This window comes from Streptomyces sp. NBC_00353 (genome assembly GCF_036108815.1).
In the GTDB taxonomy this organism is placed as follows: Bacteria; Actinomycetota; Actinomycetes; order Streptomycetales; family Streptomycetaceae; genus Streptomyces.
On record NZ_CP107985.1, the window covers coordinates 8,741,697 to 8,768,606 of the forward strand.

Here is a 26,910-nt window from a genome sequence, read left to right on the forward strand (position 1 = left end):
CACTTACAGAGCGGCCGGTGTAGCCGTAAAGGCCCATTTCTAGGCTCAGTTGGCTGAGAATCGCTGCCATCACGTACGCATCTTCCGGTCATTCGTTCTGCGAAAACTGTGGACTGGCTCTCATTCCTCTGCAACTCTCTGACCGCAAAACGCAAAAGTCCCGTCAGGCAGTGCAGAAATGCATGCCGCGCACGTTCGCAGACAGAGCCGCGCCCTCGACGCGCCCTGCGCCGAGGCCGAAGATCGGGGACATATGAGAACCCAGTGCTGGAGATGGCGGGTCCTTTCCGCCGTGGTCACCACCAGTCGTCTGATGATCGGCTGGCCGGCGCTCACCGCGTCGGCGGCCGGCGGCCCGAACATCGCCGTCGGCCGACCCGCCGCCGCGAGCAGCGCCAACAGTGAGTACACCGCCCGGAACATCACGGACGGAGACCGGTCGACCTACTGGGAAGGGGCCGGCAGCAGCCTGCCCCAGTGGGTGCAGACCGACCTCGGAACCGACACCCGTATCGACGAGGTCACGCTGAAACTGCCCGCGGGCTGGGAGAGCCGGCAGCAGACACTCTCGCTCCAGGGAAGCGCCGACGGCACCAGCTTCTCGACGCTGAAGACCTCCGCCGCCTACACCTTCGCTCCGGGCAGCTCCAACCAGGTGACCATCGCCTTCCCGGCCACCCGGACCCGCTTCGTCCGTGTGAACATCACGGCGAACACGGGCTGGCGGACCGCGCAGCTCTCCGAGCTGGAGGTCCGTACGGCGGGGGAGTCGTCGGTCGACCTCGCCGCGGGCCGCACGCTGACGGCGAGCAGCTACACCGAGACATATGTGGCCGCCAACGCCAACGACGGCAACCCGGCCACCTACTGGGAATCGCGCAACGGTGATCTGCCGCAGTGGATCCAGGCCGACCTGGGAGCCTCGGTGCGTGTGGACCGGGTGGTGCTACGGCTGCCGGACGGCTGGGAGCCCAGGACCCAGACACTGAAGATCCAGGGAAGTACCAACGGTTCGGACTTCACCGATCTCACCCCGTCCAAGGACTACGCGTTCAGTCCCACCGGCGGTGAGACGGCGACGGTCTCCTTCGACGCCACGACCACGCGTCACGTACGGGTGCTGGTCGGCGCCAACACCGGTCGCGCGGCCGCCCAGCTCTCCGAACTGGAGATCTACGGCCCGGCGACCGGGGACGCCGATCCGCCGACCGCGCCCGGAGGGCTGGCGTACACCGAGCCGACGACCGGTCAGATCAAGCTGACCTGGCAGGCGTCGACGGACAACAAGGGCGTCACCGGCTACGACATCTACGCCGACAACGCACTTCTGACCAGCGTGGCCGGGAACGTCACCGCGTATACCGACACCCGTCCCGCCGATGCCACCGTTGCCTACTTCGTACGGGCCAAGGACGCGGCGGGCAACGAGTCGGCCAACAGCAACACCGTGACCCGCAGGGCGGACACGGGGGACACGCAGGCGCCCACCGCACCCTCGGGCCTCGCCTTCACCGAGCCGGCCTCCGGTCAGATCAAGCTGACCTGGCAGGCGTCGACGGACAACAAGGGCGTCACCGGCTACGACATCTACGCCAACAACGTCCTCCGCAGGAGCGTGGCTGGCGACGTCACCACGTACACGGACACCCAGTCCGCGGGCACCACCGTCTCGTACGTCGTACGGGCCGAGGACGCGGCCGGCAACATATCCGGCGACAGCAACACCGTCACCCGCAACGGCAGCAGCGGATCGGCTTCCGACCTAGCCGTCGGCAAGCCGATCACGGCCTCGTCCGTGGTCCACACGTTCGTCGCCGAGAACGCCAACGACAACCAGCTGACGACCTACTGGGAGGGTGCGGGCGGCAGTTACCCGAACACCCTGACCGTGAAGCTGGGAGCCAACGCCGACACCGAGAGTGTCGTGGTGAAGCTCAACCCGGACAGCAGTTGGGGCGCCCGGACCCAGAACATCCAGGTCCTCGGACGTGAGCAGAGCGCCACGTCCTTCACGAGTCTGGTCGGGGCGAAGGACTACGTGTTCAGCCCCGCGACCGGCAACACGGTGACCATCCCGGTCGACGCCCGGGTCGCCGACGTCCAGCTGAGGTTCACCTCCAACACCGGCTCCGGTGCCGGCCAGGTCGCGGAGTTCCAGGTCCTGGGTGCCCCGGCTCCCAACCCGGACCTGCAGGTCACCGCGGTCGAGGTCGCTCCTGCCGCACCGGTCGAGTCGGACGCGATCACCCTGGCCGCGACGGTGCGCAACAGCGGAGCGGTCGCCGCGCCCGCGAGCAAGCTCGAATTCCGGCTGGGCGGCTCCAAGGTGGCCACCGTGCCGGTGGGTGCGCTCGCGGCCGGATCGTCCACCCAGGTCAGTGCGGACATCGGGCCGCGCGACGCGGGCTCGTACGAACTGAGCGCCGTCGCGGACGCGGCGGGCGAGGTCATCGAGCAGAACGAGACCGACAACACCTGTACGCGTGCGGACGCGCTGGTGGTGAAGCCGGTGTCCAGCTCGGACCTGGTGGCCACCGCGGTCACCACCTCGCCGTCGGCCCCGGCCGACGGCGACGATGTCACGTTCTCCGTCGCGGTGAAGAACCAGGGCACCGTGGCATCCGCGAGCGGCAGCCACGCCATCACGCTGAGCCTGATCGACTCCAAGGGCGCCACGGTGAAAACCCTCACCGGTGCACACAGCGGAGCCATCGCCGCCGGTGCGACCACCGCGCCGGTGAACCTGGGCAGTTGGACGGCCGCCAACGGCTCGTACACCGTGAAGGTCGTCCTCGCCGACGACGCCAATGAGCTCCCGGTGAAGAGGGAGAACAACACCAGCACCGAGTCCCTCTTTGTCGGCCGCGGGGCCAACATGCCGTACGACACGTACGAGGCGGAGGACGGCGTCACGGGCGGCGGCGCCCAGGTCGTCGGCCCGAACAGGACCGTCGGTGACATCGCGGGCGAGGCGTCGGGCCGCAAGGCCGTCACCCTCGACAACACGGGTAACTATGTCGAGTTCACCACCAGAGCGAGTACCAACACCCTGGTGACACGGTTCTCCGTCCCGGACTCCGCGGGCGGCGGCGGCATCGACACCGAACTCAATGTGTATGTGGACGGCACCTTCCTGAAGGCGATCGACCTCACCTCGAAGTACGCGTGGCTGTACGGCGCCGAGACGGGCCCCGGCAACGCGCCGGGATCCGGGGCGCCCCGGCACATCTACGACGAGGCGAACATGATGCTGGGAAAGACCGTTCCGGCCGGGAGCAGGATCCGGCTGCAGAAGGACGCGGCCAACACCAGCACCTATGCGATCGACTTCGTCAGCCTGGAGCAGGTCGCGCCGGTTGCCAACCCGGACCCCGCCACGTACACCGTCCCGGCCGGATTCACCCACCAGGACGTCCAGAACGCCCTGGACAAGGTCCGGATGGACACCACCGGACAGCTCGTCGGCGTCTATCTGCCGGCCGGTGAGTACGAGACGTCCAGCAAATTCCAGGTCTACGGAAAGGCAGTGAAGGTCGTCGGGGCGGGGCCCTGGTACACCAGGTTCCACGCCCCGTCCGGGCAGGAGAACACCGATGTCGGATTCCGTGCGGAGGCCAGTGCGAAGGGTTCGTCGTTCGCGAACTTCGCGTACTTCGGCAATTACACCTCGCGCATCGACGGACCGGGCAAGGTGTTCGACTTCTCGAATGTCTCCGACATCGTGATCGACAACATCTGGAACGAACACATGGTGTGCCTCTACTGGGGAGCGAACACCGACTCCATCACCATCAAGAACTCCCGCATCCGCAATCTGTTCGCCGACGGCGTCAACATGACCAACGGCTCGACCGACAACCTCGTGACCAACAACGAGGCCCGGGCCACGGGCGACGACAGCTTCGCACTGTTCTCGGCGATCGACGCCGGGGGCTCGGACATGAAGAACAACGTCTACGAGAATCTGACCTCGATCCTCACCTGGCGTGCCGCGGGAGTCGCCGTCTACGGCGGCTACGACAACACCTTCCGCAATATCCGCATCGCGGACACCCTGGTGTACTCGGGGATCACGGTCAGCTCGCTGGACTTCGGATACCCGATGAATGGATTCGGGACCGGACCGACCACGATCGAGAATGTGTCGGTCGTCCGTTCCGGCGGCCATTTCTGGGGATCGCAGACCTTCCCCGGGATCTGGCTCTTCTCGGCGTCCAAGGTGTTCCAGGGCATTCGCATCAACAACGTGGACATCGTCGATCCGACGTACAGCGGCATCATGTTCCAGACCAACTATGTGGGCGGGCAGCCCCAGTTCCCGATCAAGGACACCGTCCTCAGCGACATCTCGATCTCCGGAGCCCGCAAGAGCGGCGACGCGTACGACGCCAAGTCCGGCTTCGGACTGTGGGCCAACGAGATGCCGGAGGCGGGCCAGGGGCCCGCGGTCGGTGAGGTCACCTTCAACGGCCTGAAGCTGAGCAACAACGCGCAGGACGTGAAGAACACGACCTCCACCTTCCGGATCAACACCAACCCGTAGCACGGAACCGCAGGTCAGGGACGCCGCCCGGGAGGCTGGGCGGGCGGCGTTCCGAGCCGCGCGGAAGTTCCGCCACGCACGTCACATGCGTAGCACTGTCAAACTTTTACGAAAACTGCGCGAGATATTGCGCAGGGATGTCAGCGGTGGTTGAGTGTGCCGCGCCCCGGCAGAGAGCCGGCCGAGGGACTTCCACGCCCATGCCCGAAGGGACCATCGATGAGAAGTGCTGGGTTCCGCAGTCATCGCCGTACACGCCGCACCTCCGCGGCCGCCCTCGTCACCGCACTCGCCCTGACCGCTCTCGCCTCATGCGGTACGAGCAGTAGCAGCGACAACAACAACGGCGGCGGCTCCGGCGGCTCGTCCGACCCGTCAGCTCCGCTGGACCCGAAGGCGAAGGTGACCCTCTCGATCGACTGCATGCCGCCGGCCGCGAAGGCCGCGGAACTGCGGGAGTGGAACGAGGACATCAAGACGTTCAACAAGAAGTACCCGAACGTCAAGATCAACGGAAAGTCCACCCCGGGTCAGTGCCTGGAGCCGCCGCGCTTCACCGCCATGCTCAAGGCGAAGTCGCAGCCCGACGTCTTCTACGCGTACTTCACCGACCTCGAACAGGTACTGGACAACGACGGGGCGACCGACATCTCCGCCTACGTCACCGACAAGTCGGTCCCGGCTCTGAAGGACATCCAGCCGCAAGTCCTCGACGTGGCCCGCAAGGACGGCAAGCTCTACGCCCTGCCGACCAGCAACTACACCATGGGCCTGATGATCAACCGGAAACTCTTCACCCAGGCCGGTCTCGACCCGGACACACCGCCGGCCACCTGGGAAGAGGTCCGGGCCGCCGCCAAGAAGATCGCGGCACTCGGCAAGGGCATCGCGGGCTACGGCGAGTACAGCGCGGCCAACACAGGCGGCTGGCACTTCACCGCCACCCAGTACTCCCTCGGCGGGGACGTGGTCGACTCCACCGGCAAGAAGGCCGCCTTCAACGACGACACGGGCAAGCAGGTTCTCCAGCAGCTGCACGACATGCGGTGGGAGGACAACAGCATGGGTCAGACCCAGCTGCTGAAGTGGGGCGATCTGCAGAAGCAGATAGCCAGCGACAAGCTCGGCATGTTCCTTGCCGCGCCCGACGACATCACGTACATGGTCCAGCAGCTCGGCGCCAAGTACGAGAACTTCGGCATGGGCCCGATCCCCGGCGCCAAGGGAACGCTCTTCGGCGGCAACAACTACATGATCAAGAAGGGCAGTTCGCCCGACCAGATCAAGGCCGCCGTCGCCTGGCTCAACTTCAAGAACCTCACCCAGGGCAAGGGTCAGTTCGACTGGGCACGCACCAAGGCCGACCAGCTGCCCGTCGGACTGCCGCAGCCGAACTTCTTCCTGGGCGACACCAAGACGAAGGACGACGCACAACGGGTCGCCAACGCCACGATGCCGGTCGAGAACTTCAAGGCCTTCATGGACAACCCGGTCACCGGCAAGGCCGAGCCGCCGAAGGCCCAGGAGATCTACAAGATCCTCGACAACGCCATGTCCGGCGTCCTGACCAACAAGAACGCAAACATCGACAAGCTGCTCTCCGACGCCGAGAAGCAGGTCAACCAGGTGCTGGCGAACCAGTGACGGACGCGCGGGGCCGGGTCACGCGAACCCGGCCCCGCCCCCGCCCGTCCATCCGCGTCTGAAGTACACCGGCACCGAGGAGACACCATGTCGGCCCCCACCCTGTCCACCAGCAAGGCGACCAGGCCACGCCACGGACACCCGGGCCCCGCCCGCCCGAACTCCGCCCGCGAGGAGTTCGTACGAGCCGTGCGCCGCAACATCTCGGCGCACGGCTTCCTGATCGGGGCGGTGCTCTGCTTCTCGTTCTTCTCCTGGTACCCGATGGTCCGGGAATTCATCCTGGCCTTTCAGAAGAACGAGAACGGAAAGACCACCTGGGCCGGCTGGTCCAATCTCAGTTACGTCGTCAACGACCCGGCCTTCTGGCAGGCCTGGCGCAACACCCTGCTCTTCACCGGCCTGGCCCTGCTGCTGGGCTTCCTGGTCCCGTTCGTCGTCGCCGTCGTACTCAACGAATTCCGGCACGGTCAGGGCTACCTGCGGCTACTGGTCTATCTGCCGGTGATGCTGCCACCGGTCGCCTCGGTCCTGCTCTTCAAATACTTCTACGATCCCGGCTACGGACTCTTCAACCGCATCCTGGAGGTCTTCCACCTCCCCGCCCAGCAGTGGCTGCAGTCCACGGACACCGCGATGCTCTCCGTCGTCATCGCGGCCACCTGGATGAACATGGGCGGCGCCACCCTGATCTACCTCGCCGCACTCCAGTCGATCCCCGGCGAACTGTACGAAGCCGCCGAACTGGACGGCGCGGGACTGCTGCGCAGGGTCTGGCACGTCACCGTCCCGCAGACCCGGCTCATCCTCTCGCTGCTCCTGCTGATGCAGATCATCGCGACGATGCAGGTCTTCACCGAGCCGTTCCTCCTCACCAACGGTGCGGGCCCCGAAGGTTCCACCACGACCGTCGTCTACCTGATCTACCAGTACGCCTTCAACTTCAACAACTACGGCAGTGCGGCCGCCCTCGGACTCGTCCTGCTCGTCGTCCTCGCGGGCTTCTCCGCGGTGTACGTACGACTCAGCCGCAGCAGCGAAGACTAGGAGGGGCCCGACCATGGCATCGAACGCCTTCGTCTCCCGACGGCGCGTGCCCGGACAGCGCAGGGCCGAACGGCGCGCCGCCGACCTGGGACGCCAGCGCACTCTGATCTCACCGGCCCAGCTCGCCCGGCCCCGCGGCAGGACCGTCTACTGGATCGTGTTCGGCGTGGTGATCGCCCTGTTCACCGTGGCCTTCCTCGGGCCGCTCTACTGGATGGTCACCGGCGGACTCAAGACCACCCAGGAAGTCGTGCAGAGCCCGCCGACCGCCTTCCCCACGTCGGTCCACACGGAGAACTATTCCCGGGCGTGGACGGTGATGGACCTGAGCCGGCTCCTTTTCAACACCCTGTACTACGCGTTCGGCGCGCTCGCCTTCCAGTTGCTCTTCGACGTCGCCGCCGCCTACTCGCTCTCCAAGCTGCGGCCCGTCTTCGGCAAGGTCATCCTCGGCATGATGCTGGCCACGCTGATGATCCCGGCCACGGTCCTCGTCGTACCCCAGTACCTCACCGTTCTCGACGTGCCGATCGTGCAGCGCAATCTGCTCAACTCACCCTGGGCGATCTGGCTGCCGTCCGTCACCAATGCCTTCAACATCTTTCTGCTGAAGCGGTTCTTCGACTCGATCCCGCGCGAACTCCTCGACGCAGCCGCGATCGACGGGGCGACGCCCCTGCGCACCCTGCGCTCCGTGGTGCTGCCGATCTCCCGGCCGATCCTCGGCGTCGTCTCCATCTTCGCGATCGTCGGCGTCTGGAAGGACTTCCTCTGGCCGATGCTCACCCTGCCCGACCCCAGCAAGCAGACCCTCAACGTGGGCATCTACTCGCTGGCCAGCGGTGTCCCCGAGAACGTCCTCATCGCGGCACTCACCATCGCGTCCATCCCGACGCTGCTCATCTTCCTGCTCTTCCAGCGCAACATCATGAGCGGACTCACCGCGGGCGGCCTCAAGGGCTAGAGCCACCCACTGCAGCAGCCTTCTCCTCCCCAGCGCTCCGCCGTCGGCTCTCCCATCCAGCGCCCCGCTGTCCGGGGCCGGCGGCGGAGTCCCACCTGCCCGAAAGGAACGCCACGTGGCAGCCAACCGTCCGTCCCAGCCCACCGTGAACTGGTGGCGCGACGCCGCTATTTACCAGATCTATGTACGCAGCTTCGCCGACGGCGACGGTGACGGCACCGGCGACCTCGCTGGGGTACGGGCCAAGCTGCCCTACCTCGTCGAACTGGGCGTGGACGCCCTCTGGTTCACCCCCTGGTACCTCTCGCCGCTCGCCGACGGCGGATACGACGTGGCCGACTACCGCACCATCGACCCCGCCTTCGGCACCCTCGCCGAGGCCGAGAAGCTGATCGCCGAGGCCCGTGAACTGGGCATCCGTACGATCATCGATATCGTCCCCAACCACGTGTCCGACCAGCACGTCTGGTTCCGGGCCGCCCTCGCGGCCGGCCCCGGCAGCCCCGAGCGGGAGCTCTTCCACTTCCGGCCCGGACGCGGCGCGGACGGCGAGATCCCGCCCAACGACTGGGTCTCGGAATTCGGCGGCACGCCCTGGACCCGGCTCGCCGACGGCGAGTGGTACCTGCACCTGTTCGCCACGCAGCAGCCCGACCTCAACTGGGCTCACCCGGCGGTCCGTCAGGAACACGAGGACGTCCTGCGCTTCTGGTTCGAGCGAGGTGTGGAGGGTGTACGGATCGACTCGGCGGCCCTGCCCGCCAAGGACCCCGCCCTGCCCGACTTCGTCGAGGGCCGCGACCCCCACCCCTACATCGACCGGGACGAACTGCACGACATCTACCGCTCCTGGCGCGCCATCGCCGACGAGTACGGAGCCATCTTCGTCGGAGAGGTCTGGCTCCCGGACGCCGAGCGGTTCGCCCGCTATCTGCGCCCCGACGAGCTGCACACCGCCTTCAACTTCAACTTCCTGGCCTGCCCCTGGGACGCCGGACGGCTTCGCTCCGCCATCGACGACACGCTCGCCGAGCACGCCGCGGTCGGTGCCCCCGCCACCTGGGTCCTGTGCAACCACGATGTGACCCGGACCGTCACCCGTTACGGACGTGAGGACACCGGTTTCGACTTCGCGGCGAAGACCTTCGGCACCCCGACGGATCTCGGACTCGGCACCCGGCGGGCGCGCGCCGCGGCGCTGCTCTCGCTGGCCCTGCCGGGCGCGGCCTACCTCTACCAGGGCGAGGAGCTGGGCCTTCCGGAAGCGGACATCCCCCGCGGCCGGATCCAGGACCCGATGCACTTCCGCTCCGGCGGGACCGACCCGGGACGCGACGGATGCCGGGTGCCGCTGCCCTGGTCGGCACAGGAGCCGTACGCCGGTTTCGGATCCACCGTCGAGCCCTGGCTGCCACAACCCGCGGACTGGGCGACGTACGCCGCCGATCTGCAGCGCGCCGATCCGGACTCGATGCTCAGCCTGTACCGCGCGGCCCTCCGGCTGCGCCGCACCGCGCCCGGCTTCGGCAGCTCGGGGACACCGGGGGAGCAGCTGGAGTGGTTGCCGACCGAGCCCGGGGTGCTTGCCTTCACCCGCGGCGACCGGCTGATCTGCATCGTCAACCTGGCCGAGGAGCCCATCGAACTCCCCGGCCACACCGAGGTCCTGCTCATCAGCGGCCCGCCGGCCGACGGAGGGAGGCTCCCGCAGGACACCGCGGCCTGGCTACGGGGCTGATCCAGGCGCGTACCCACCGGCCGACACGCGGGTTCGCGGGCGGATCGCGGCGGGCTCGGGGCTGCGGCAGAGTGGGCACATGGATGATCTCAACGCCCTCGCCGACGAGCATCTGGCCGCCGCGCGTACGTCCCCGCACGGCCGCAGCGCCCACCTGCTGCTGCGACAGGAGCCGCTGCGACAGACGGTCATCGCGCTCACCGAGGGCTCGGCCCTCGACGAGCACAACGCGCCGCCCGCGGCCTCGCTCCAGGTCCTGCGCGGGGCCGTCCGCCTCACCGCGGCCTCCGGCGACGTGGAACTGACCGCGGGAGGACTGCAGCCCATCCCGCACGAACGGCACGGGCTGCTGGCGCTGGAGGACGCGGTGGTGCTGCTGACCGCGGTCAACGACTGACCCCTGCCACCGCTCCGGGACCCGGCGGGACCACGGCGCGCCCGGCGCGGAACCGTCCGTGACGGCGTCACCGCGTCCGTACGCGTACCCGCTCCCACACCCACAGCACGAGGCTGCCCGCGGCGAGCGAACCGCCCAGGACACAGATGCCGGTCCAGCCCGCGCGCGACCAGACCACCGAGGCGAGTGCGGCGCCTGCCGCCCCGCCCAGGAAAAACAGGGTCATGAAGCCGGAGTTGATCCGGTTGCGGGCTTCGGGGCGGAGCGCGTAGATCACGTACTGGCTGCTGTTCAGCCCCGCCTGCTGGGCCACGTTCAGGGAGATCACGCCTACGGCGAGCCACAGCGGCGAGGACTCGCCCGCCAGGAGCAGCGGCCAGGAGAGCGTGAGCAGGCAGGCCGACACTCCGGAGACCAGCTGCACGCGGCCGCGGTCACCGAGCCTGGCCGCGACGTTCATACCCACCACGCCGATGACGCCCAGCAGACCGAAGAGCCCGATCGCGGCCGCGTTCCAGCCGAAGGGCGGCCGGGTCAGCAGAAAGGTCAGCGCGGTGAGCTGCACGCTGTACGAGGCCATAGAGAAGGCCGCGACGGCTGACCGCATGCGCAGCAGGGGCTCCTCGCGCAGCAGCGAGAGGGTGGAGCGCAGCAGTCCGCCGTAGGGCATCGGGATGGCGGCGCCCGCCCCGGGCAGCCGGGGCAGGTTGCGGTGCAGAAGTACGGCCATGGCCGCCATGAGCAGGGCGTTCATCCAGTACGCGGTGCGCCAGCCGCCGAGTTCCGACAGCGCGCCGGAGGCCAGTCGGCCGACCAGTCCGCCGAGCAGGACACCGGACATGACGACGCCGACGATCCTGCCGCGTGCGGCCGGAGCCGCAAGGGCCGCCGCGAACGGCACCACGACCTGGGCGCCGACGGACGTCAGCGCGGTGAGAGCCGTCCCCGCAATCAGCAGGGGGCCGCTGGGGGCCGCGGCCGTCAGCAGAAGGAAGAGCGCGGTGAGACCGAAGAGGCCCACGGCGAGCCGGCGGCGCTCCATGACATCCCCGAGCGGCACCAGCAGGATCAGGCCCAGCGCGTACCCGCCCTGGGCAGCGGTCACGATCAGCCCCGCCGCCGTGACACCGATGTGCAGGTCTGCCTCGATCACGTCGAGCAGGGGCTGGGCGAAGTAGTTGCCCGCGGCCGAGAGCCCGGCTGCGACGGCCATCAGAGCGGCGAGCCCGCGCCCGAGCACGGGCAGCGGTTTCGGGGCGGTCGTCGGGACGTCGGGGCGCCGCGTCCCGTGGTGTGTCGCGTGTGCGGAATGAGCCATGTCCCACAGCCTCGGGGTGCAGCCACTGATGAGTCCAACACATGTTTTTCATTCGATCGATCGTGGTTCACGATGGATGGATGGAGCTTCAGCAGATGCGATACGTGGTGGCGGTGGCGGACCTGCGGAACTTCACCCGCGCCGCGAAGAAATGCCTGGTCGTCCAGTCCGCGCTGAGTCATCAGATCGCGCGTCTGGAGAAGGAGCTCGGGGCCCGGCTGTTCGACCGCACCAGCCGTCATGTCCGGCTCACCGCAGCAGGTGAGGCGTTCCTGCCCGCGGCCCGCCAGGCCCTGGATGCGGCGGAACGGGCCCGCGCCGAGGTGGCGGCAGCGGCGGGGGAGGTCAGCGGGCGCCTCGCCATCGGGGCGATCCCGACGCTCTGCGCGGTCGACATCCCGGCCGCGCTGCGGGAGTTCCACCTCCGCCATCCGAAGGTCCGTATCGACCTCAAGGAGGGGCCGAGCAAGGATCTGGTCCAGGAAGTGCAGGACGGCACGCTCGATGTCGCCTTCCTCGGTGTGCTGCCGAGCTACCGGCCGAAGGGCGTGAGCGATCACGAACTCGCCCGGGGCGAGCTCGCCGCTGTGGTCGCTCCCACCCACCCGCTGGCGCGTGAGGCCGAAGTGGGTCTGGAGCGGCTGGCGGCGGAGACGTTCGTCGACTACCCGGCAGGCACCGCGGCCCGCGCCCAGTCGGAGGAGGCGTTCGAGGCGTCGGGGCTCACCCGCGTGGTGGCCTTCGAGGTCAGCGGGACCGACTTCATCGTCCGGCTCGTGCGCAGCGGCCTGGTCGTCGCGCTGCTGCCTGCCGCGTTCGCGGCCGAACTGGCAGGAGTCACCGTGCTGCCGGTGCGCGATGCCCCGGCCCGGACGGAACGCCTGGTCTGGAGCCGGTTCCGTCCCACCCCCGCGGCCGCGGCGTTCCTGACCGGGCTCGGTATCGATACGGAGGCTGCCGCCGACCGGCCGTGACGTCCCCTCAGGCAGGAGGCAGCGCGCGGCGGCGGCGCCGCAGGAACTCCTGCTCGGCGGCGTTGCCCGTCCGGGCGATGGCGGCGTCGTACGCCGATGCCGCCTCGGCGCAGCGGCCCAGCCGTCGCAGCAGGTCGGCCCGCACGGCGTGGAACACGTGGTAGCGGTCGAGCCCGAGCTCCTCGACGAGCACGAGCGCCGCACCCGGTCCGTCGACCTCCGCCACCGCGACGGCACGGTTGAGCGCCACCACCGGAGTCGGCGCCTGCGCCAGCAACTGGTCGTAGAGCCGCAGGATCTGCCCCCAGTCGGTCGCCGCCGCGGTCGGCGCATCGCTGTGCACCGCGCTGATCGCCGCCTGGATCTGGTACGGGCCGGGCCGGTTCCGGCGCAGACACCGGCGTACGAGCGCCTGCCCCTCGTCGATCAACGCACGGTCCCACCGGCTGCGGTCCTGGTCGGCCAGGGACACCGGTGTGCCGTCCGGGCCCGATCTGGCGGTGCGGCGCGCCTCGGTGAGCAGCATGAGGGCGAGCAGGCCCAGCACCTCGGGTTCGTCCGGCATCAGACCGGCCAGCAGCCGGCCGAGACGGATGGCCTCCGTGCAGAGATCCTCGCGTGCGAGACGCTCGCCCGAGCTCGCCGTATGCCCCTCGTTGAAGATCAGGTACACCACGGCGAGCACCGCCCCTACCCGGTCGGGAAGGTCCGCGTCGGCCGGGACCCGGTAGGGGATCCGGGCGTCACGGATCTTGCCCTTGGCACGCACCAGCCGCTGCGCCATGGTCGGCTCCGGGACCAGAAACGCGTGCGCGAGCTCCGAGGTGGTCAGCCCGCCCAGCAGTCGCAGGGTCAGCGCGACCTGCGCGGAGATGGAGAGTGCGGGGTGGCAGCAGGTGAAGATCAGCCGCAGTCGGTCGTCGTGCACGGGCCCCTCCTCGGCCGGTTCGTCGCGGGCGTTCAGGGCCTGCGCCGACGTCGCCCGGGCTTGGCGGTCGGCGCGGGACGCCTCACGGCGCAGGCGGTCGATCGCCCGGTTGCGTGCGGTGGTGATGATCCAGCCGGCCGGGGCGGGCGGCAGCCCGGCGGACGGCCACCGCTCCAGCGCGGTGGCGAACGCCTCCTGGACGGCTTCCTCCGCGATGTCGATGTCGCCGAAGGCGCGGACGAGCACGGCGACCGCGCGGCCGTACTCCTCGCGGAAGAGGCGCTCGATGTACGCGGTGGGTACGGCCGGTGCGTCGTCGGATGCGTCGTCCGGCGTGCGGGGCACTTCGGCGGCGCCGGGCGGCCCCGGTGCATCGGGCATCAGCCCTCCACTTCACCCTCGAACGGCCGGACCTCGACGGGCAGGGTGATCGCCCGCGCGGCCTTGCGGCCCCAGTCGAGAGCGGCGTCCAGATCGGGCGCCTTGATGATGCACAACCCGCCCAGATACTCCTTCCCCTCGGCGTACGGCCCATCGGTGATCAGTGTGGACCCGTCCTTCGGCCGCACCATCGTGGCGGTGCTCGGGGCGTGCAGTCCGCCCGCGAACACCCAGGCCCCGGCCTCCTGGAGCTCCTGGTGGAAGACGCCCACGTTCCGCATGATCCCTTCCAGCACCTCGGGGGCGGGCGGCTCGCCGTCGGTGGGCGTGACGACGCTCAGCAGGTAGTGCTTCATGGTGTGCCTCCTCGAGTACGACGTCGGCACCGTGCCGACGTCCCACCCTCTATACGAACGGCGTCCGCCCGGATCGACACAAGACACATCGGTGTTCCGAGAAAATTTTCCGGGGAGCACCCCGGGACGCTCGCGACCCCCGGGACGCTGCCGCACAGAGTCTTGTGGGAGCGCTCCCAGTCCCGGCAGGATGGGGCGATGACCAAGCCTGCCGGCCTACGGGCCTACCACCCCGACGACCGTGAGGCCCTTGCGGACATCTGTGTCCGGACGGCCGACAACGGCGGCGACTCCCGGCACCTGTATCCGGACCTCGACCTGATGCCCTCGATCTTCGCCGCACCCTATGCGTACCTCGAACCCGACCTGACGTTCGTGGTCGACGACGGTGCGGGCCGGGCGGTCGGCTACATCCTGGGGACCGCGGACACGCCGCAGTTCGTCGCCGCTTTCCGGAAGCAGTGGCTGCCGCTCGTCGAGGACCGCTTCCCGCAGCTCGACGGCGCGCCGCGGACCCCCAGCGAGGAGATGGTCGCCCTCCTGCACAACCCGGAACGGATGATCGTCCCCGAAGTGGCCGCCCACCCTGCCCACCTGCACATCGATCTGCTGCCCGCATGGCAGCGGAAGGGGTACGGCAGGGCGCTGATGCGGACGTTCCTGGCCGCCCTGAACGCCAAGGGCGTGGAAGCCGTTCATCTCTCCATGGTCACGGCGAACACTCCGGCCAGGGCCTTCTACGACCGGCTGGGCTTCGAGGAGATCGACGTTCCGGACCCCGGGCCGATCACCTACCTGGGGCGCAGTACCGCAGCGGACCTTTGAGGCGCCGCGTGCACACCGGCTGATCGCGCCGGTCCCACCGACGCCGGACAAGTGGCCGGGAACTCCGCTCGGCAGGGGTGTCGCGCCGAAGAGCTGGGCAGGTACTGGTCTACGAGCCCGGAACAGGGGCGAGGCAGCCGGTACAGAGGGGTGTGTGGCGTGAGGGAGCAGACCGTGTGGCAGTTCTCCGACGATCGTGGGCAGCTGTCGACAGCCGAGCGGCGCCCGTCGAAGGTACTCGCCTATGTCCAGGCCGGCGCCACGCTGTGGGACTACGGGATACATCCGTGGGGGATCTTCGGCTCGGGCCACGACGGCGACGAGCCCGACCGTGCGAAGACCGGCTCCCTGCCGCTGACCGAGGTCGAGTACCTCGGTGCGGGCAGCGACCTCGACGTGGACACCCTGTTACGAGGCGGGCCGGACCTCGTCGTGGCCGTCAGCTACGGGGGAGGGCATGTCTACGGGCTCGCCCCCGAGACCGCCAAACACCTGGAGGGACACGTTCCGGTCGTTGTCGTCGACGTGGGCCAGGCGCGCACCCTCGCCGACATCGGCAACCGGTTCGCCGAGCTGGCCCGCTCGCTCGGCGCCGACGAGGCCCCGACGGCGACGCAGGACCTGGCTGCCGCCCGGGACCGGCTGCGCAACCTCGCCGCCGGTCCGTCCCGGCCCCGGGTGCTGGCCCTGTCACCGGCCGGACAGGACCAGGCGCACCTTGCCCGTCCCGGCATGTGGCCGGAGCTGCGCGTGCTGACGGAGCTGGGCGTCGACGTCCTCGAACCGGCAGCCGGGCCCGGTGCCAACTGGTCGACGGTCGGCTGGCCGGAGGTGATGGCCCTGCGGCCCGGGATCCTGCTCACCGACATCCGGTCCAACGCCACACCTCTGGACCGGCTCCGGTCGGACGCGGCCCGGTCGGCGCTGGAGCCGGCGGCCGCAGTGGTGCCGTGGAATCCGGAACCGCTCTGCAGTCCACAGGCCCATGCGCGGTTCCTGACGCTCGTGGCGGACGCTGTCGACGCAGCGCAGGGCCGTTAGCGCGCCGGAACCACTGCACCGCCCGGTACGTCCGACCGGCAATCAGCACGGGCTGAGGCCCGAGCACGGACAGGGGTGGGACATGAACAGAAGCAGGGTGGGCGGAACGGTAGCGGTGGTCCTGTTGACCGCGCTGTCGGCGGTGGCGTGCGGCGAGGGTGTCCCCGAGGACCTCGTGACCGAAGGGAACCGACCGGCCACGCCCTACAGCGGCCCGCTCTACCTGCCTCACCCGAACGCCGAAGGCGACACCCCGCAGGCGAGGAGGACGGAATCGGGGGCCGCCGGCCGCGCTCTGGAGTGCGACGGTGACATCTATTCCGGCGGTGGCAGCGAACCCTGGAGCAAGGGCGACGGCGGGGCGACACCCGAGGAAGGGCTGAAGCTGCACTTCGAGATCGAGCAGCCCGATCTGCCGCAGTACGGCTACCGCGTGGAACGCAAGGAAGCGGACCGGGTCCTGTACTCGTTCGACGTGGACCGCAGGACGAAGATCGCCATCATCGTCGCCAAGGACCGCAAGGGACGCCCGGGCTGGGGTCCGGAGACCACGGCCACGTGCGACCCGGCGGAGCTGCCGTCGAGCTATACGGACAAGCAGCCGTACCGGGTCTGGACCGACAAGAACGGCCGCCGGGTGCCCGTGTCCAAGGTGAGCAGCTCGGCAGGCTCGGCGCACTGCGACTGGCAGAAGGCGGACTTCCTTGAATGGGGCGCCGGTTCGGGAGGGGAGGGCTCGGCCGACCGGAAGGTGTACGCGCGTGATCCTGAGGGCGTCCTGTCCTCGGGCATGCTCACGTCGACGTACGACGGGGATGTGGCGATGCCCGCCGGTGCCCGATCCACGGGCTACCACCTCGACGACTGGGAACTGTGGCTGACGGACGACATGTCCAGGGTCTATGTCCGGACCTCCGACGGGGTGGAGGCATGGCCCGCCATGAAACAGCACATGGGATGCCGATGACCGGTCCGGCGTACCGAGCCCTCATGACGGGGCCGAGGTCCGTCATCGAGCGCCGGACCGGCGCAGTACGGCGCCGGGGCCCGGTCCGGCGGATCACGTGACCATCCCCGGGGCGGGGGCGTCGTGTCCGCCACGGGGAGGGGAGATCTGACGAACGGCGAGTGGGCTCGGCTGATGGCGCATCTGCCCCAGTTCGCTCAGCGGCGCGGTTGTGGGGCCGGCCACCGCACGGTGATCAACGGGCTTCCGTGCCGGGAGCGGACCGGGGCGCCGCGCTCACCGGCGCGCCGACGCAGCGCCCGGGTCGGCTTTCCGACGGGGGTTGGCCCGGCAGACACCTTGCGATCATGTTCCGGTCGTATCCGCCTGTGACGGTCGAAAAAGTTGGCTATACAACTTTGACCCGAGGAGTGACCGTGCCGGCCCTGCCCACCTTCCCGATCGACGACTTTCCGGTGATGTGGCTTCGCGACAACTGCCCGTGCGCAGACTGCCGCGATCCGCGCTCCGGACAGAAGCTGTTCCAGATCAGCGCGCTGCCCGCCGCGCTCCGGCTCGACACGGTGACCGACACGGACGCGGCAGAGGGGCCTGCCGTCGAGGTGATATGGGCTCCCGACGGACACCGCTCGACCTACCCGCTGATCTGGCTGGAGGCCAACCGGCCCGGTGGGCCGGCGACCGGCGACCGGCGCACCGACGACCGAAAGGAACTGTGGAAGGCCGGCGACCTCACCGGACGGCTGCCGCAAGCGGGCTGGGACGAGTATCTGGGCGAGCCGGGTGTGCGGGCCCGCATGCTGGATTCCGTATTGCGGCTGGGTTTCATGCTGCTGAGCGGGGTACCGGAGCGCGAGGGACAGGTGCTCGACGTGGCGGAGACCTTCGGCTACGTCCGCGAGACCAACTACGGGAAGCTCTTCGACGTACGCGTCGAGCCCGACCCGAACAACCTCGCTTTCACATCGGCCCGCATCACGCCGCACACCGACAACCCGTACCGCGATCCCGTCCCGACGATCCAGTTGCTCCACTGCCTGGTCAACGACGCCGACGGCGGCGACTCGGGTCTCGTCGACGGCTTCGCCGCGGCCGCGCTGCTGCGGGAGGAGGATCCGGAGGCCTTCGACGCCCTCACCCGTACGCCCGTGCCGTTCGTCTTCCGCGACGCGGGAACCGAACTGCGAGCCGACCGTCCGCTCATCGGCACCGACCCCCTCGGCCGGGTGCGCGAGGTGCGGTTCAACAACCGTTCGATCGGCACGCTCCGGCTGCCCGCCGCCGAGGTGGAGGCGTTCTACGCGGCCTACCGCACGTTCGCGGAACTGCTGCTCCGCCCCGAGCTGCAACTGGACCTGCGGCTGTCGCCGGGCGACTGCCTGGTGTTCGACAACACCCGGCTGCTGCACGCCCGTACCGCCTTCGCCCAGGACGGAGCACGCCACCTCCAGGGCTGCTACGCCGATCTGGACGGTCTGGCGAGCACCTTGGCGGTGCTGCGGCGCGCGGACACCCTGGAGCCGCTCGCCAAGTTGTTCGCCGGACCGGGGTCTGCGGAGTATCTGGGCGAGTCGGTCTCCATGGCCGAGCACATGCTCCAGGCCGGTGCGAGGGCGGAGGCCGACGGCGCCCCGCCGCACCTGGTGGCCGGGGCGCTGCTGCACGACGTCGGGCACTTCGCGGGCGCCGTGACCGGCCACGAACTGATGTCCGGCACCGACAACCGGCACAGCCACTCGGGAGCCGACCTGCTGGCCCGCTGGTTCGGGCCCGCAGTCACCGAGCCGGTGCGCCTGCACGTGGCCGCCAAACGGTACCTGTGTGCTGTGGAACCCGGGTACCACAACCGGTTGTCGGAGGCGTCGCAGTACACGCTGCGCGTCCAGGGCGGCGTGATGTCCCCGGCACAGGTGGCGCAGTTCGCCGCCCTGCCGGGCGCGGCCGACGCGGTCGCCGTCCGCCGCTGGGACGATGAGGCGAAGGATCCGGACGCACCCACCCCGCCGTTCGAGCACTTCCTTCCGTTGCTCACCGCACTGCTGCGGGGTTAGGCCACAGGTCCCGGCCGCCGGTGCCGCGACGCGTCACGCAGCCGGCGGCCCGTCGGTGCCGACCGGTACCGTGCGGGGGCTGTGCCGCCGACCCAAGGTCGAGGTGGCCACGGAGTTGTGCACCGTGAAGGCGATGGTGCCGGGCAGGTAGCGGTCCTCGGACCACTCCACCGGCACTCCGGCCGGGTTGGTGGTGCGGCGCCTCTCGCGCAGCAGCACCTGCCCGACCGGGCAGTCCAGGAGTCGGGCGTCGTCCGCGTCGGCCCACGTGAGGTCGATGGTGTGGTCGGCGTCGGTGAAAAGCACCCCTTGCATGACGAGGGCTTCGGTGTGCGAGACGGTGTCAGGCGGCAGTTCGGCCACCAGGGCGCCCACCCTGGCCGGGTAGATCGACCGTTCGACCATGACCGGCTCTCCCGACAAGGTCCGCAGGCGCAGCACCAGATATACCTCCGCCCCTGCCTCCAGGCCCAGTTGCTCTGCATCGAGGGGCTCGGCCGGCCGTCGCACCACGCGATCGACCCGGCCGCCCGGCGTCTCGCCGGTGGAGCGGGCCCAGTTGGTGAAGCTGAGCAGCTCCGAGAAACTCTGTGCCCGCGGGCCACCGAGCACCGTACGCCGCGTTCCGCGCCGCGAGGTGACCAGGCCGTCCGTGCGCAGCACGGCCAGCGCGTGCCGGACGGTACCCCGGGAGACGTTGTAGCGCTCGGCGAGTGTTCCCTCCGGCGGTAGCTTCGCACCGGCGGCGTACTCGCCCGCGATGATCGCCTCGCGTAGTTCGGCGGCAACCCTGCGGTAGCGAAGATCTCTGTCCGGGGTGCCGTGCTCCTCCTGCACCATGTCTCCTGGGCCGCTGCTGTGTCGTGAGGCCTTCTGGCCGAACATCACCAGACCCTACCGGCCGCGCCACCCGGCAGAGCGGCCAGGTGGCGCGGCCGCTTCCCGATCCACCGCGGCCCCGGGCCAGGGGCGTGTCGCGAAGAGTGTGGGCCGGGGACGGGACCGGGTCGGCACTGCGATCGTCACCTGGTCCCGCCCCGCTTCACACGGTGTGGACGGTTCCCGCGTAACGCTGGGCAAAGCGGGTGCCGGTGCCTGCGGTGACGGTGACGTCGTACCGCCCGTCGTCAGTGGGCCACGTCATCCGGGAGTGGCCGCCCGGACGGACCCAGACGGCCTGCTCCTTGCCGGCGAAGTCGTTCGGTGTGATCGTGAAGGCCACCTCGGTGCCGCCGTCGTTGCGCAGGTCCAGTTCGATCGAGGCATCCTTCGACCGCCCGGCGTGCCGCAGTGACGCCCGGACCGACGGAACTGCCACGTCGTCCTGTCCCTCGCGGAGGACGGTGCCCGAGAAACGGCGGACGAAGCCGTCGGCACCGTGCACGGACAAGTCGTAGCGGCCGTCGGTCGCCGTGGCGTCCCACACGTAGGTACGGGACGAGCGCGGTGGGACCGTGAACGGCGTGCCGACGAACGGCAGGGCGATGTTCGGCAGCACGGTGAAGTGGAAGCCGACGCTGCCCTCGTTGGTCATCGTGCAGGTGACGTTGCCGGTGGCCCGGTCGACCGACACATCGGCCCACGGCCGGTACGGCAACGCGCGGTGCGGTCGCTTTCCCCTCTCCTGCGCGGGCATGGTCTGCTCGGTGGGCACCTTGACCGCGGGCAGGTTCTTGTTGGCGTCGGCCTTGGCCATGAGCGCGACCGTGTCCGGCAGGACGGGGATGGTGTAGTCGGGCCGGGTGAAGTCGAAGCAGGTGGTGAGGTCGCCGCAGACCGTGCGTCGCCACTCGGAGATGTTGGGCTCCTGCACACCGGTGACGCGTTCGAGGAAGCGCAGCACCGAGGTGTGGTCGAACACCTGGGAGTTGACCCAGCCGCCGCGCGACCATGGCGACACGGCCCACAGGGGTACCCGGCTGCCCAGGCCCAAGGCCTTGCCGCTCGCGAACTCGTCCTTCGTGCCCGGCTCGGGGAACGGCGGGATCACGTGGTCGAAGTACCCGTCGTTCTCGTCGTACATCAACAGGAAGACGGTGTGCTCCCACACATCCGGGTTGGCGAAGAGCGACTGCAGGGCCGTGTTCACCCAGTGGGCGCCGTAGTCGGGGCTGGCATCCGGGTGATCGCAGAACAGGTAGGGCGCCACAAGCCAGGAGACCGTGGGCAGGGTGCCGTCCTTGCAGTGCTTGTCGAAGGCGGTCAGGTCGAACTTCGTCATCGCGTTGATGTAACGCGGGTCGTCCTTGGGGAAGGCGTGGAACTGCTTGAAGTACGACAGCGCGTTGTCGTCGTAGTCGCCGTACCGGTCGTCGGTGCCGTCCGGATTGTGGTAGACGCGCCAGCTGACGCCGGCCTCCTCCAGCCGCTCGGCGTACGTCGTCCAGTCGGCCACCGGATTGCCCGTGACCACCGAGTTGTCGGTGAACGGGCCGGTGGTGCCGTCGGTGCCGGGTCCGGCGGTTCCGGACCAGAGGTAGAGGCGGTTGGGGTCGGTGGGCCCGTTCAGCGAGCAGAAGTAGCCGTCGCAGACCGTGAAGGCATCGGCCAACGCGTACTGGTACGGGATGTCCTCGCGGTTGAAGTAGCCCATGGTCCGCTCACCCTTGGCCGCGACCCACTTGTCCATGGCGCCGCCGTCGACGGCGGTGTGGCCGGTCTCCCAGTCGTGCGGCAGACCGCCCGCGTTCTGCGCGTTGTACTTGGTGGTGTCCATCCGGAAAGGAAGCAGGTGGCCGTCGGCGCGTCCGCGGTGCGGCTGACGGAAGACCGAGTCGCCGTTGGGGAAGGCGAGCGCCTGGCGGTCGTCGACCCCTCGCACGCCGCTCAGCGTGCCGAAGTAGTGGTCGAAGCTGCGGTTCTCCTGCATCAGGACGACCACGTGCTTGACGTCCTTGATGCTTCCGTGCCGGTTGTGGTTCTCGGAGGCTATGGCCGTGCCGGGGAGTCCGGCCGCGGCCGCTCCGGCTGCTGCGGTGCCGATGAAGGCGCGGCGGCTGATCTCAGTCATGGGGAAAGGAAGTCCTTAGGATCGTTCGGGGTCAGCCGCGGGCGGACAGGGAGAAGGTCACGACGGCCGAAGCGTGGTCGGAGGGCCAGCCGTTGGGGGCGGTGTCCGACACCGGCGTGGGCCACCCGGTGAAGAGGGTGTGCGCCTCCACCACCTTCAGCGGTCCCGCGCACTGGACCTGGTCGATCCGGTCCTGTGGTTCCGCGCTGCCGTCGTCGCGCCGCGGGCGCACGGGGGACCAGGTGTTGCCGGGTGCCTTGGCCGGGTTGGAGTTGTGGTCGCGGAAGGCGTCGGTCAGACCGGCCTTCTCCAGGGCCTCCGTGACGGGCCAGCGGACGCGGCCCACCCCTCCGTGCGCGGGGGACGTCCGGCTCGTCCAGTCGAGGTGGGACGGTGAGGCAAGGCCGGCCGCGAGCACGACGGGGACGTCGGAGGCGATGTCCCGCCGCATTGCGGCCACCAGTGCCTGCACTTGCCGGTAGCGGAGCGTCTGCTTCTCCGCCGCCTCGACCTGCGCGGGGCTGCGGCCGGCCAGAACGGCGTACGGCCCGTAGCCGGCCTCGTCCAGTTGGGCCGTCCACAGCCGTACCGTGCGCTTGCCGGGCAGTCGCACGGTCGCGGCGGCGGCGGGCACGGCTGCGGTGGGGGCGACGAGGTCGGTGAGAAGGTAGCGGCTGACCATGCCGAGGCCGTCGTCGGCCTGGTACGCGTGCCAGCCGAGAGCCCGGGCGAGGTCTCGGGCGCCGGTGCCGCCGCTCTCCTGGAGCGCGACGAGGTCGAAGCCCTGGGTGAGTACCAGCCGTACTTGCTTCTCCAGGAATCCGTCGATGTGCGAGCCGGCGTCCCAGAGGTTCAGCGTGGCGACCTTGATCCGCAGGCGGTCCTTGGAGGAGCGCACCGGCACCTGGACGGTGATGGTGTCTCGGCCCGCCGCGCTGTCGGTGACGGATACCACCACGCGGCCAGGCGACTTGTACCGGAAGGACGGCGCCTTGCCGCTGATGGTGCCGTCAGCGGTCACCGAGAGCCACCTGTCCCCGGAGACGCGCTGGAACGAGGGGGTGCCGGCGGCGTTGCCCTCCGGCCGGATCCACAGGCCGCCCAGGCTGACCGAGAAGTCCGTGCCCGCTGTCTGCGGGGCGGTTGTGAGGGCGTCCACCACCGCATGCGGCCGCGGAATGACCGGGCGGGGGATGAAGGTGAACGGATCTGTCCGGGCCAGGATGTCGTACCCGTCCTTGGCCAGCAGATAAGCGGTGTAAGGGCCGCCGTTCAGGCCGGAGGTGTCGAGGGTGACGTCGCCGGAGGCAGCGGGCGTGTACTCCCAGACGAGGGAGCCGCCGTTGCCCGGCCGACGGTCACCGTCGTAGATGCCGACCCAGTTCTGAGGGTGGGGTGCGCCGGTCGCCCAGCCGAAGGTGGCTTGGTCCCCCTCGTACAGGGTGGCCGGCGCCTTGAGCACGAGCGAGTCGACGAGCGGCTCGCCGGTGAAGGTGAACGGATCTGTCTGGGCCAGGATGTCGTACCCGTCCTTGGCCAACAGGTAGGCGGTGTACGGTCCGTCGCTCAGGCCGGAGGTGTCGAGGGTCGTGTTCCCGGAGGCGCCGGGGACGTATGCCCACACGAGCGAGCCGACGCCGTTGGACGGCTTGCGGTCGCTTTTGTAGACGCCGATCCAGTTGGTCGGGTCGGGGGCGTCCGTCGACCAGTTGAAGGTCAGCTTGTCCCCCCGTTGCGGGGGTGTGGTGGAGCTGATCGCGATGGCGTTACCGGATGCGGCGACACCTGGGAGGGGTGACACGGTTCTGGGTCCTCTCCGCCCGAGTACCGCCATGGCGGCACCCGGGTGAACCAAGTTGTCTAGATAACTTCGCTCCAGCAAGCCGTTCCACAGCGACGAGTACATGAACGACCGGTTGCCTTAGCCCGGTAGACAGACAGACATCTCGCTCGCCACGGCAACGAGCAGGTCGAGCAGGTCACGGCGCCCGTCAGCAGCAGCGGGCTTCTCCCGTCCGTCGTGGAGCGCCTCCGGGTCCACCGCGTCCTCCCGCGCGAGCCTGTCGCTCTGCTCACGGGCACCGGGGTGGAGGTCCCGCCGTGCGGCGTCCCCGGGCTGAAGCGCCGGGCGCTTGTCACCGAGGGTTTCCCCGGGTGTCCTCGGCACGTGGTGTGCGCGCCCTTGCATGGGTCTGGGATGTGGTCGGCGGCGCGTGAAAGGACGCGCGCCGTCAGAACACAAGAACGTCAGGAGTGGTATGTCCGACATCGCCGATAAGCCGCGTCGCAGTGCGAGCCGGGTGAAGCAGGCCACATGGCGAGGGGCCGCATTCGGGGCTGCCCTCACTTTGGCCGCTCTCGTCCCTCCGGCCGTTGCGAACGCGGGGGCCGCCGACTCGGGTCGGCCCGTCGCCTCCGGCTCCGGCGGAATCGCGTGGACGACAGCGAGTGTGGTGCCCGGCGTCCAGGTCCGCACCGGAGTTCTTCGGAACTCCAGCGCCGCCCCGGTATGGACGGTCACCGTGCAGGCGCCTGCTGTCAACCGCCTGACGGGCGCGGCCACATGGGCCCCGCTCGGCGACAGGGCCTGGGCCGATTCCACCGCCGGGCGCCTGCGCGAAGCCGGGTTCGAACCGCGCCTGGAACAGGTGCTGTGGGACGAGTACGCCGACACCCCGCGTGGCACGATGGGTTGGCAGGTCAGGGTCGGCCGGTATGCCACCCAGGACCAGGCGGGCACCATGAACTCGGCCGTGTCGGCTGCCGGGTTCCGTACGTCCGTCGAATGGACCGGCTACGACGGCCGGCAGGCGGCCGACGCGGAGAACATTCACGTCGCCGTTCTGGACCCGGCGCGTCTTCACGGGACGATCGCGGTCAGCGACGGCGGCAACGTGGCCGACCGGGAGAAGACCTCGGCGGTGGCCGCCCGACTCGGCTCACCGATCGGCGTCAACGGCGGCTTCTTCATCACGTCGGACTCCGACGGCGTCCAGGGTACGGTGGCCGGCCTGTCCGCCGTGCACGGCAGGCTCGAGTCGATGGCGGTCGGTTCCCGTGCCGCGCTGATCCTGGGCGACGGGGGTCGGCGGCCGCGGATCGCCGACCTGTCCACCACTGTCACCGTACGGGCAGGAGCGGCAACGTACGGGGTGCAGGGAATCAACCGGGTGCCGGGCAAGGTCCGCAACTGCGGACGCCCCGGTGCCGCCCCCACCGACCAGCCCCGCCACGACACCACGTGCACCCTGGCGAACGACCTCGTGAAGTTCACCCCCGCGTTCCGCGCTCCGCTCCCCACGGGCCCGGGCGTCCAGACGGTCCTCGACGAGCACGGCATCGTGGTCTCCACAGGCGGCCGCGGTGGTGTCGCGCCGGAGCACGGCTCGGTCCTGCAGGGCACCGGGGCAGCCGGGAACTGGCTCACAGATCACGCGCGCGTCGGCAAGCGGCTGTCGCTGCGTGAGGTCGTCCGGGACTCCTCGGGGCGGCAGGTCAGGCTCGGTCCCGATGACAGCATCGTCAGTGCGGCTCCCACCCTCGTCGAGGACGGCCGCATCCACATCGATGCCGCCACCGAAGGCACGCTCGACCCGCAGGACCTGTCGTTCGGATTCGCCTGGTCCAACGTTCGCCAGCCCCGTACCCTTGCCGGCATCGACGGGCGGGGACGGCTGCTGCTGGTCACGGTGGACGGGCGGCAGCCGGGAGTGAGCGAGGGCTTCACGCTGGGCGAGGCCGCGCGCTTCATGCGGTCGCTGGGCGCGGTGCAGGCTCTCAACCTCGACGGAGGCGGGTCCTCCGCGATGGCGGTAAAGGGCTCCCTCGTCAACGTCACCTCGGACGCCACGGGTGAACGCGCCGTCGGCGACACGATTCAGGTCCTGCCGGAGCGACGTACCTCCTGACGCCGGCGGATCACCGGAGGCGGCGGCCTGCCCGGCAGCCCTGCCGGAGCGTGTCTCCTGGGCCGCCGCCCCCGAGCCCGGGCTCCGGGCAGGCCGCCTCCACGCCTGCGGCCCTGCAACGGGGGATGCCTCGCGCCCCCGTACGGACCGTCTGCGATCGCGCCCACCGGATTCGTTCGCGAGGCTGGGCTGAGCCGAGTCCGTACGTACGTCCCCAGGAGCAGGCATGCAGCAGGACAAGCACCCTTCCTACCGTCCCGTCGTCTTCCGCGACCGCTCCGCGGGCTACGCCTTCCTGACCCGTTCCACCGCGTCCAGCGACCAGACCATCGACTGGGACGACGGCAACACCTACCCCGTCATCGACGTGGAGATCTCCGCCGAGAGCCACCCCTTCTTCACCGGCAAGGCACGGGTCGTCGACACCGAGGGGCAGGTCGCGAAGTTCGAGCGGCGGTACGGGGAGGAGGGGGGCAAGGACGTCTCCTGACCCACCACCCACCGCTCCGGCGCCCCCGTATGCCCTCCGGACGCCGCCAACCCGCTTGCCGCGGTGCGCAGCCGTCCGTACGGGATCGAGCCAGGGTTCGCCCCGTCGGGCACGGGCGCCGCGACCGGACTCGGCTTCCGGCTCTGCACCGGGGCGAGAGGCCGACGAATGGTGGTCGGCCAGGACGTCGGCGCCGGGAAGCTCGTCGTGAACCGTTCCGCTGCAGGTGTCTGCGACTTCGCGCAGCACTTTGTGAGACGGACCTCCACGCCTCTGTCCCTCGACGCGGCGGAGGGTGAACGGTGCCCGGACACGCTGTTCACGGACA

Annotated in this window: 20 protein-coding genes; 13 read left to right on the plus strand and 7 right to left on the minus strand. The window is 69.6% G+C overall.

What is annotated here, in order from left to right; translation table 11 throughout:
- The first annotated feature begins 253 nt into the window (after nucleotides 1-253).
- The 6 genes from OHA88_RS39345 to OHA88_RS39370 all read left to right on the plus strand — a co-directional run bounded on the left by OHA88_RS39345 (nucleotide 254) and on the right by OHA88_RS39370 (nucleotide 10,333).
- A complete protein-coding gene (locus OHA88_RS39345) occupies nucleotides 254-4,543 on the plus strand; it encodes a discoidin domain-containing protein (RefSeq protein WP_328629042.1) in 4,290 nt (1,429 codons plus the stop codon).
- 219 nt (nucleotides 4,544-4,762) lie between these two features.
- The gene (locus OHA88_RS39350; protein WP_267006880.1) at nucleotides 4,763-6,187 is read left to right on the plus strand and encodes an extracellular solute-binding protein; all 1,425 of its coding nucleotides are present in this window, start codon (nucleotides 4,763-4,765) and stop codon (nucleotides 6,185-6,187) included.
- A gap of 87 nt (nucleotides 6,188-6,274) precedes the next feature.
- Nucleotides 6,275-7,234 (plus strand): carbohydrate ABC transporter permease, encoded by a 960-nt coding sequence (locus tag OHA88_RS39355; protein ID WP_328629043.1) that lies wholly within the window; start codon nucleotides 6,275-6,277, stop codon nucleotides 7,232-7,234.
- A 13-nt stretch (nucleotides 7,235-7,247) separates the two neighbouring features.
- On the plus strand, nucleotides 7,248-8,198 hold the full coding sequence (locus OHA88_RS39360; RefSeq protein WP_328629044.1) for a carbohydrate ABC transporter permease: 951 nt from the start codon (nucleotides 7,248-7,250) through the stop codon (nucleotides 8,196-8,198).
- Nucleotides 8,199-8,313: 115 nt separating this feature from the next.
- Nucleotides 8,314-9,936 carry a glycoside hydrolase family 13 protein gene (locus tag OHA88_RS39365; protein WP_328629045.1) on the plus strand — a complete coding sequence of 541 codons (1,623 nt, stop codon included), beginning with the start codon at nucleotides 8,314-8,316 and terminating at the stop codon, nucleotides 9,934-9,936.
- 79 nt (nucleotides 9,937-10,015) lie between these two features.
- Nucleotides 10,016-10,333 carry a cupin gene (locus OHA88_RS39370; protein ID WP_267006883.1) on the plus strand — a complete coding sequence of 106 codons (318 nt, stop codon included), beginning with the start codon at nucleotides 10,016-10,018 and terminating at the stop codon, nucleotides 10,331-10,333.
- Between the two features lie 67 nt (nucleotides 10,334-10,400).
- Here the strand turns inward: OHA88_RS39370 and OHA88_RS39375 are convergent, their stop codons facing one another.
- Nucleotides 10,401-11,651, minus strand: coding sequence for an MFS transporter (locus OHA88_RS39375; protein WP_328629046.1), 1,251 nt, complete (start codon nucleotides 11,649-11,651; stop codon nucleotides 10,401-10,403).
- A gap of 80 nt (nucleotides 11,652-11,731) precedes the next feature.
- On the opposite strand from OHA88_RS39375, the gene OHA88_RS39380 reads away from it, so the two are divergent.
- Nucleotides 11,732-12,625, plus strand: a complete 894-nt coding sequence (locus OHA88_RS39380) for a LysR family transcriptional regulator (RefSeq protein ID WP_328629047.1) — start codon at nucleotides 11,732-11,734, stop codon at nucleotides 12,623-12,625.
- 7 nt (nucleotides 12,626-12,632) lie between these two features.
- Here OHA88_RS39380 and OHA88_RS39385 read toward each other — a convergent pair whose 3' ends face one another.
- The gene (locus OHA88_RS39385) at nucleotides 12,633-13,934 is read right to left on the minus strand and encodes an RNA polymerase sigma factor (RefSeq protein WP_328629048.1); all 1,302 of its coding nucleotides are present in this window, start codon (nucleotides 13,932-13,934) and stop codon (nucleotides 12,633-12,635) included.
- Nucleotides 13,934-14,290 (minus strand): YciI family protein, encoded by a 357-nt coding sequence (locus OHA88_RS39390; RefSeq protein WP_328629049.1) that lies wholly within the window; start codon nucleotides 14,288-14,290, stop codon nucleotides 13,934-13,936. Before OHA88_RS39390 ends, OHA88_RS39385 begins: the two co-directional genes overlap by 1 nt.
- Nucleotides 14,291-14,488: 198 nt before the next feature.
- Between OHA88_RS39390 and OHA88_RS39395 the strand changes: the two genes are divergently transcribed.
- The 4 genes from OHA88_RS39395 (at nucleotide 14,489) to tmpA (ending at nucleotide 19,174) form a co-directional block, all read left to right on the plus strand.
- Nucleotides 14,489-15,115 carry a GNAT family N-acetyltransferase gene (locus OHA88_RS39395; RefSeq protein ID WP_328629050.1) on the plus strand — a complete coding sequence of 209 codons (627 nt, stop codon included), beginning with the start codon at nucleotides 14,489-14,491 and terminating at the stop codon, nucleotides 15,113-15,115.
- 159 nt (nucleotides 15,116-15,274) lie between these two features.
- The gene (locus tag OHA88_RS39400) at nucleotides 15,275-16,156 is read left to right on the plus strand and encodes an ABC transporter substrate-binding protein (RefSeq protein ID WP_328629051.1); all 882 of its coding nucleotides are present in this window, start codon (nucleotides 15,275-15,277) and stop codon (nucleotides 16,154-16,156) included.
- 82 nt (nucleotides 16,157-16,238) lie between these two features.
- The gene (locus OHA88_RS39405) at nucleotides 16,239-17,123 is read left to right on the plus strand and encodes a hypothetical protein (protein WP_328629052.1); all 885 of its coding nucleotides are present in this window, start codon (nucleotides 16,239-16,241) and stop codon (nucleotides 17,121-17,123) included.
- A 416-nt stretch (nucleotides 17,124-17,539) separates the two neighbouring features.
- Nucleotides 17,540-19,174, plus strand: coding sequence for a 2-trimethylaminoethylphosphonate dioxygenase (tmpA, locus tag OHA88_RS39410; protein WP_328629053.1), 1,635 nt, complete (start codon nucleotides 17,540-17,542; stop codon nucleotides 19,172-19,174).
- Between the two features lie 33 nt (nucleotides 19,175-19,207).
- Here the strand turns inward: tmpA and OHA88_RS39415 are convergent, their stop codons facing one another.
- The 4 genes from OHA88_RS39415 to OHA88_RS39430 all read right to left on the minus strand — a co-directional run bounded on the left by OHA88_RS39415 (nucleotide 19,208) and on the right by OHA88_RS39430 (nucleotide 24,351).
- Nucleotides 19,208-20,059, minus strand: a complete 852-nt coding sequence (locus tag OHA88_RS39415; protein WP_326632783.1) for a GntR family transcriptional regulator — start codon at nucleotides 20,057-20,059, stop codon at nucleotides 19,208-19,210.
- Nucleotides 20,060-20,216: 157 nt separating this feature from the next.
- Nucleotides 20,217-22,184: a phosphocholine-specific phospholipase C gene (locus OHA88_RS39420; RefSeq protein WP_328629054.1), complete on the minus strand. Its 1,968-nt coding sequence runs from the start codon at nucleotides 22,182-22,184 to the stop codon at nucleotides 20,217-20,219.
- A gap of 31 nt (nucleotides 22,185-22,215) precedes the next feature.
- Complete coding sequence (locus OHA88_RS39425; RefSeq protein ID WP_328629055.1) at nucleotides 22,216-23,985, minus strand: hypothetical protein; 1,770 nt, start codon at nucleotides 23,983-23,985, stop codon at nucleotides 22,216-22,218.
- 120 nt (nucleotides 23,986-24,105) lie between these two features.
- Nucleotides 24,106-24,351 carry a hypothetical protein gene (locus tag OHA88_RS39430; protein ID WP_328629056.1) on the minus strand — a complete coding sequence of 82 codons (246 nt, stop codon included), beginning with the start codon at nucleotides 24,349-24,351 and terminating at the stop codon, nucleotides 24,106-24,108.
- A gap of 91 nt (nucleotides 24,352-24,442) precedes the next feature.
- On the opposite strand from OHA88_RS39430, the gene OHA88_RS39435 reads away from it, so the two are divergent.
- The gene (locus tag OHA88_RS39435) at nucleotides 24,443-26,092 is read left to right on the plus strand and encodes a phosphodiester glycosidase family protein (protein ID WP_328629057.1); all 1,650 of its coding nucleotides are present in this window, start codon (nucleotides 24,443-24,445) and stop codon (nucleotides 26,090-26,092) included.
- Nucleotides 26,093-26,318: 226 nt separating this feature from the next.
- Nucleotides 26,319-26,582 (plus strand): type B 50S ribosomal protein L31, encoded by a 264-nt coding sequence (locus tag OHA88_RS39440; RefSeq protein WP_030973297.1) that lies wholly within the window; start codon nucleotides 26,319-26,321, stop codon nucleotides 26,580-26,582.
- Nucleotides 26,583-26,910: the final 328 nt, after the last annotated feature.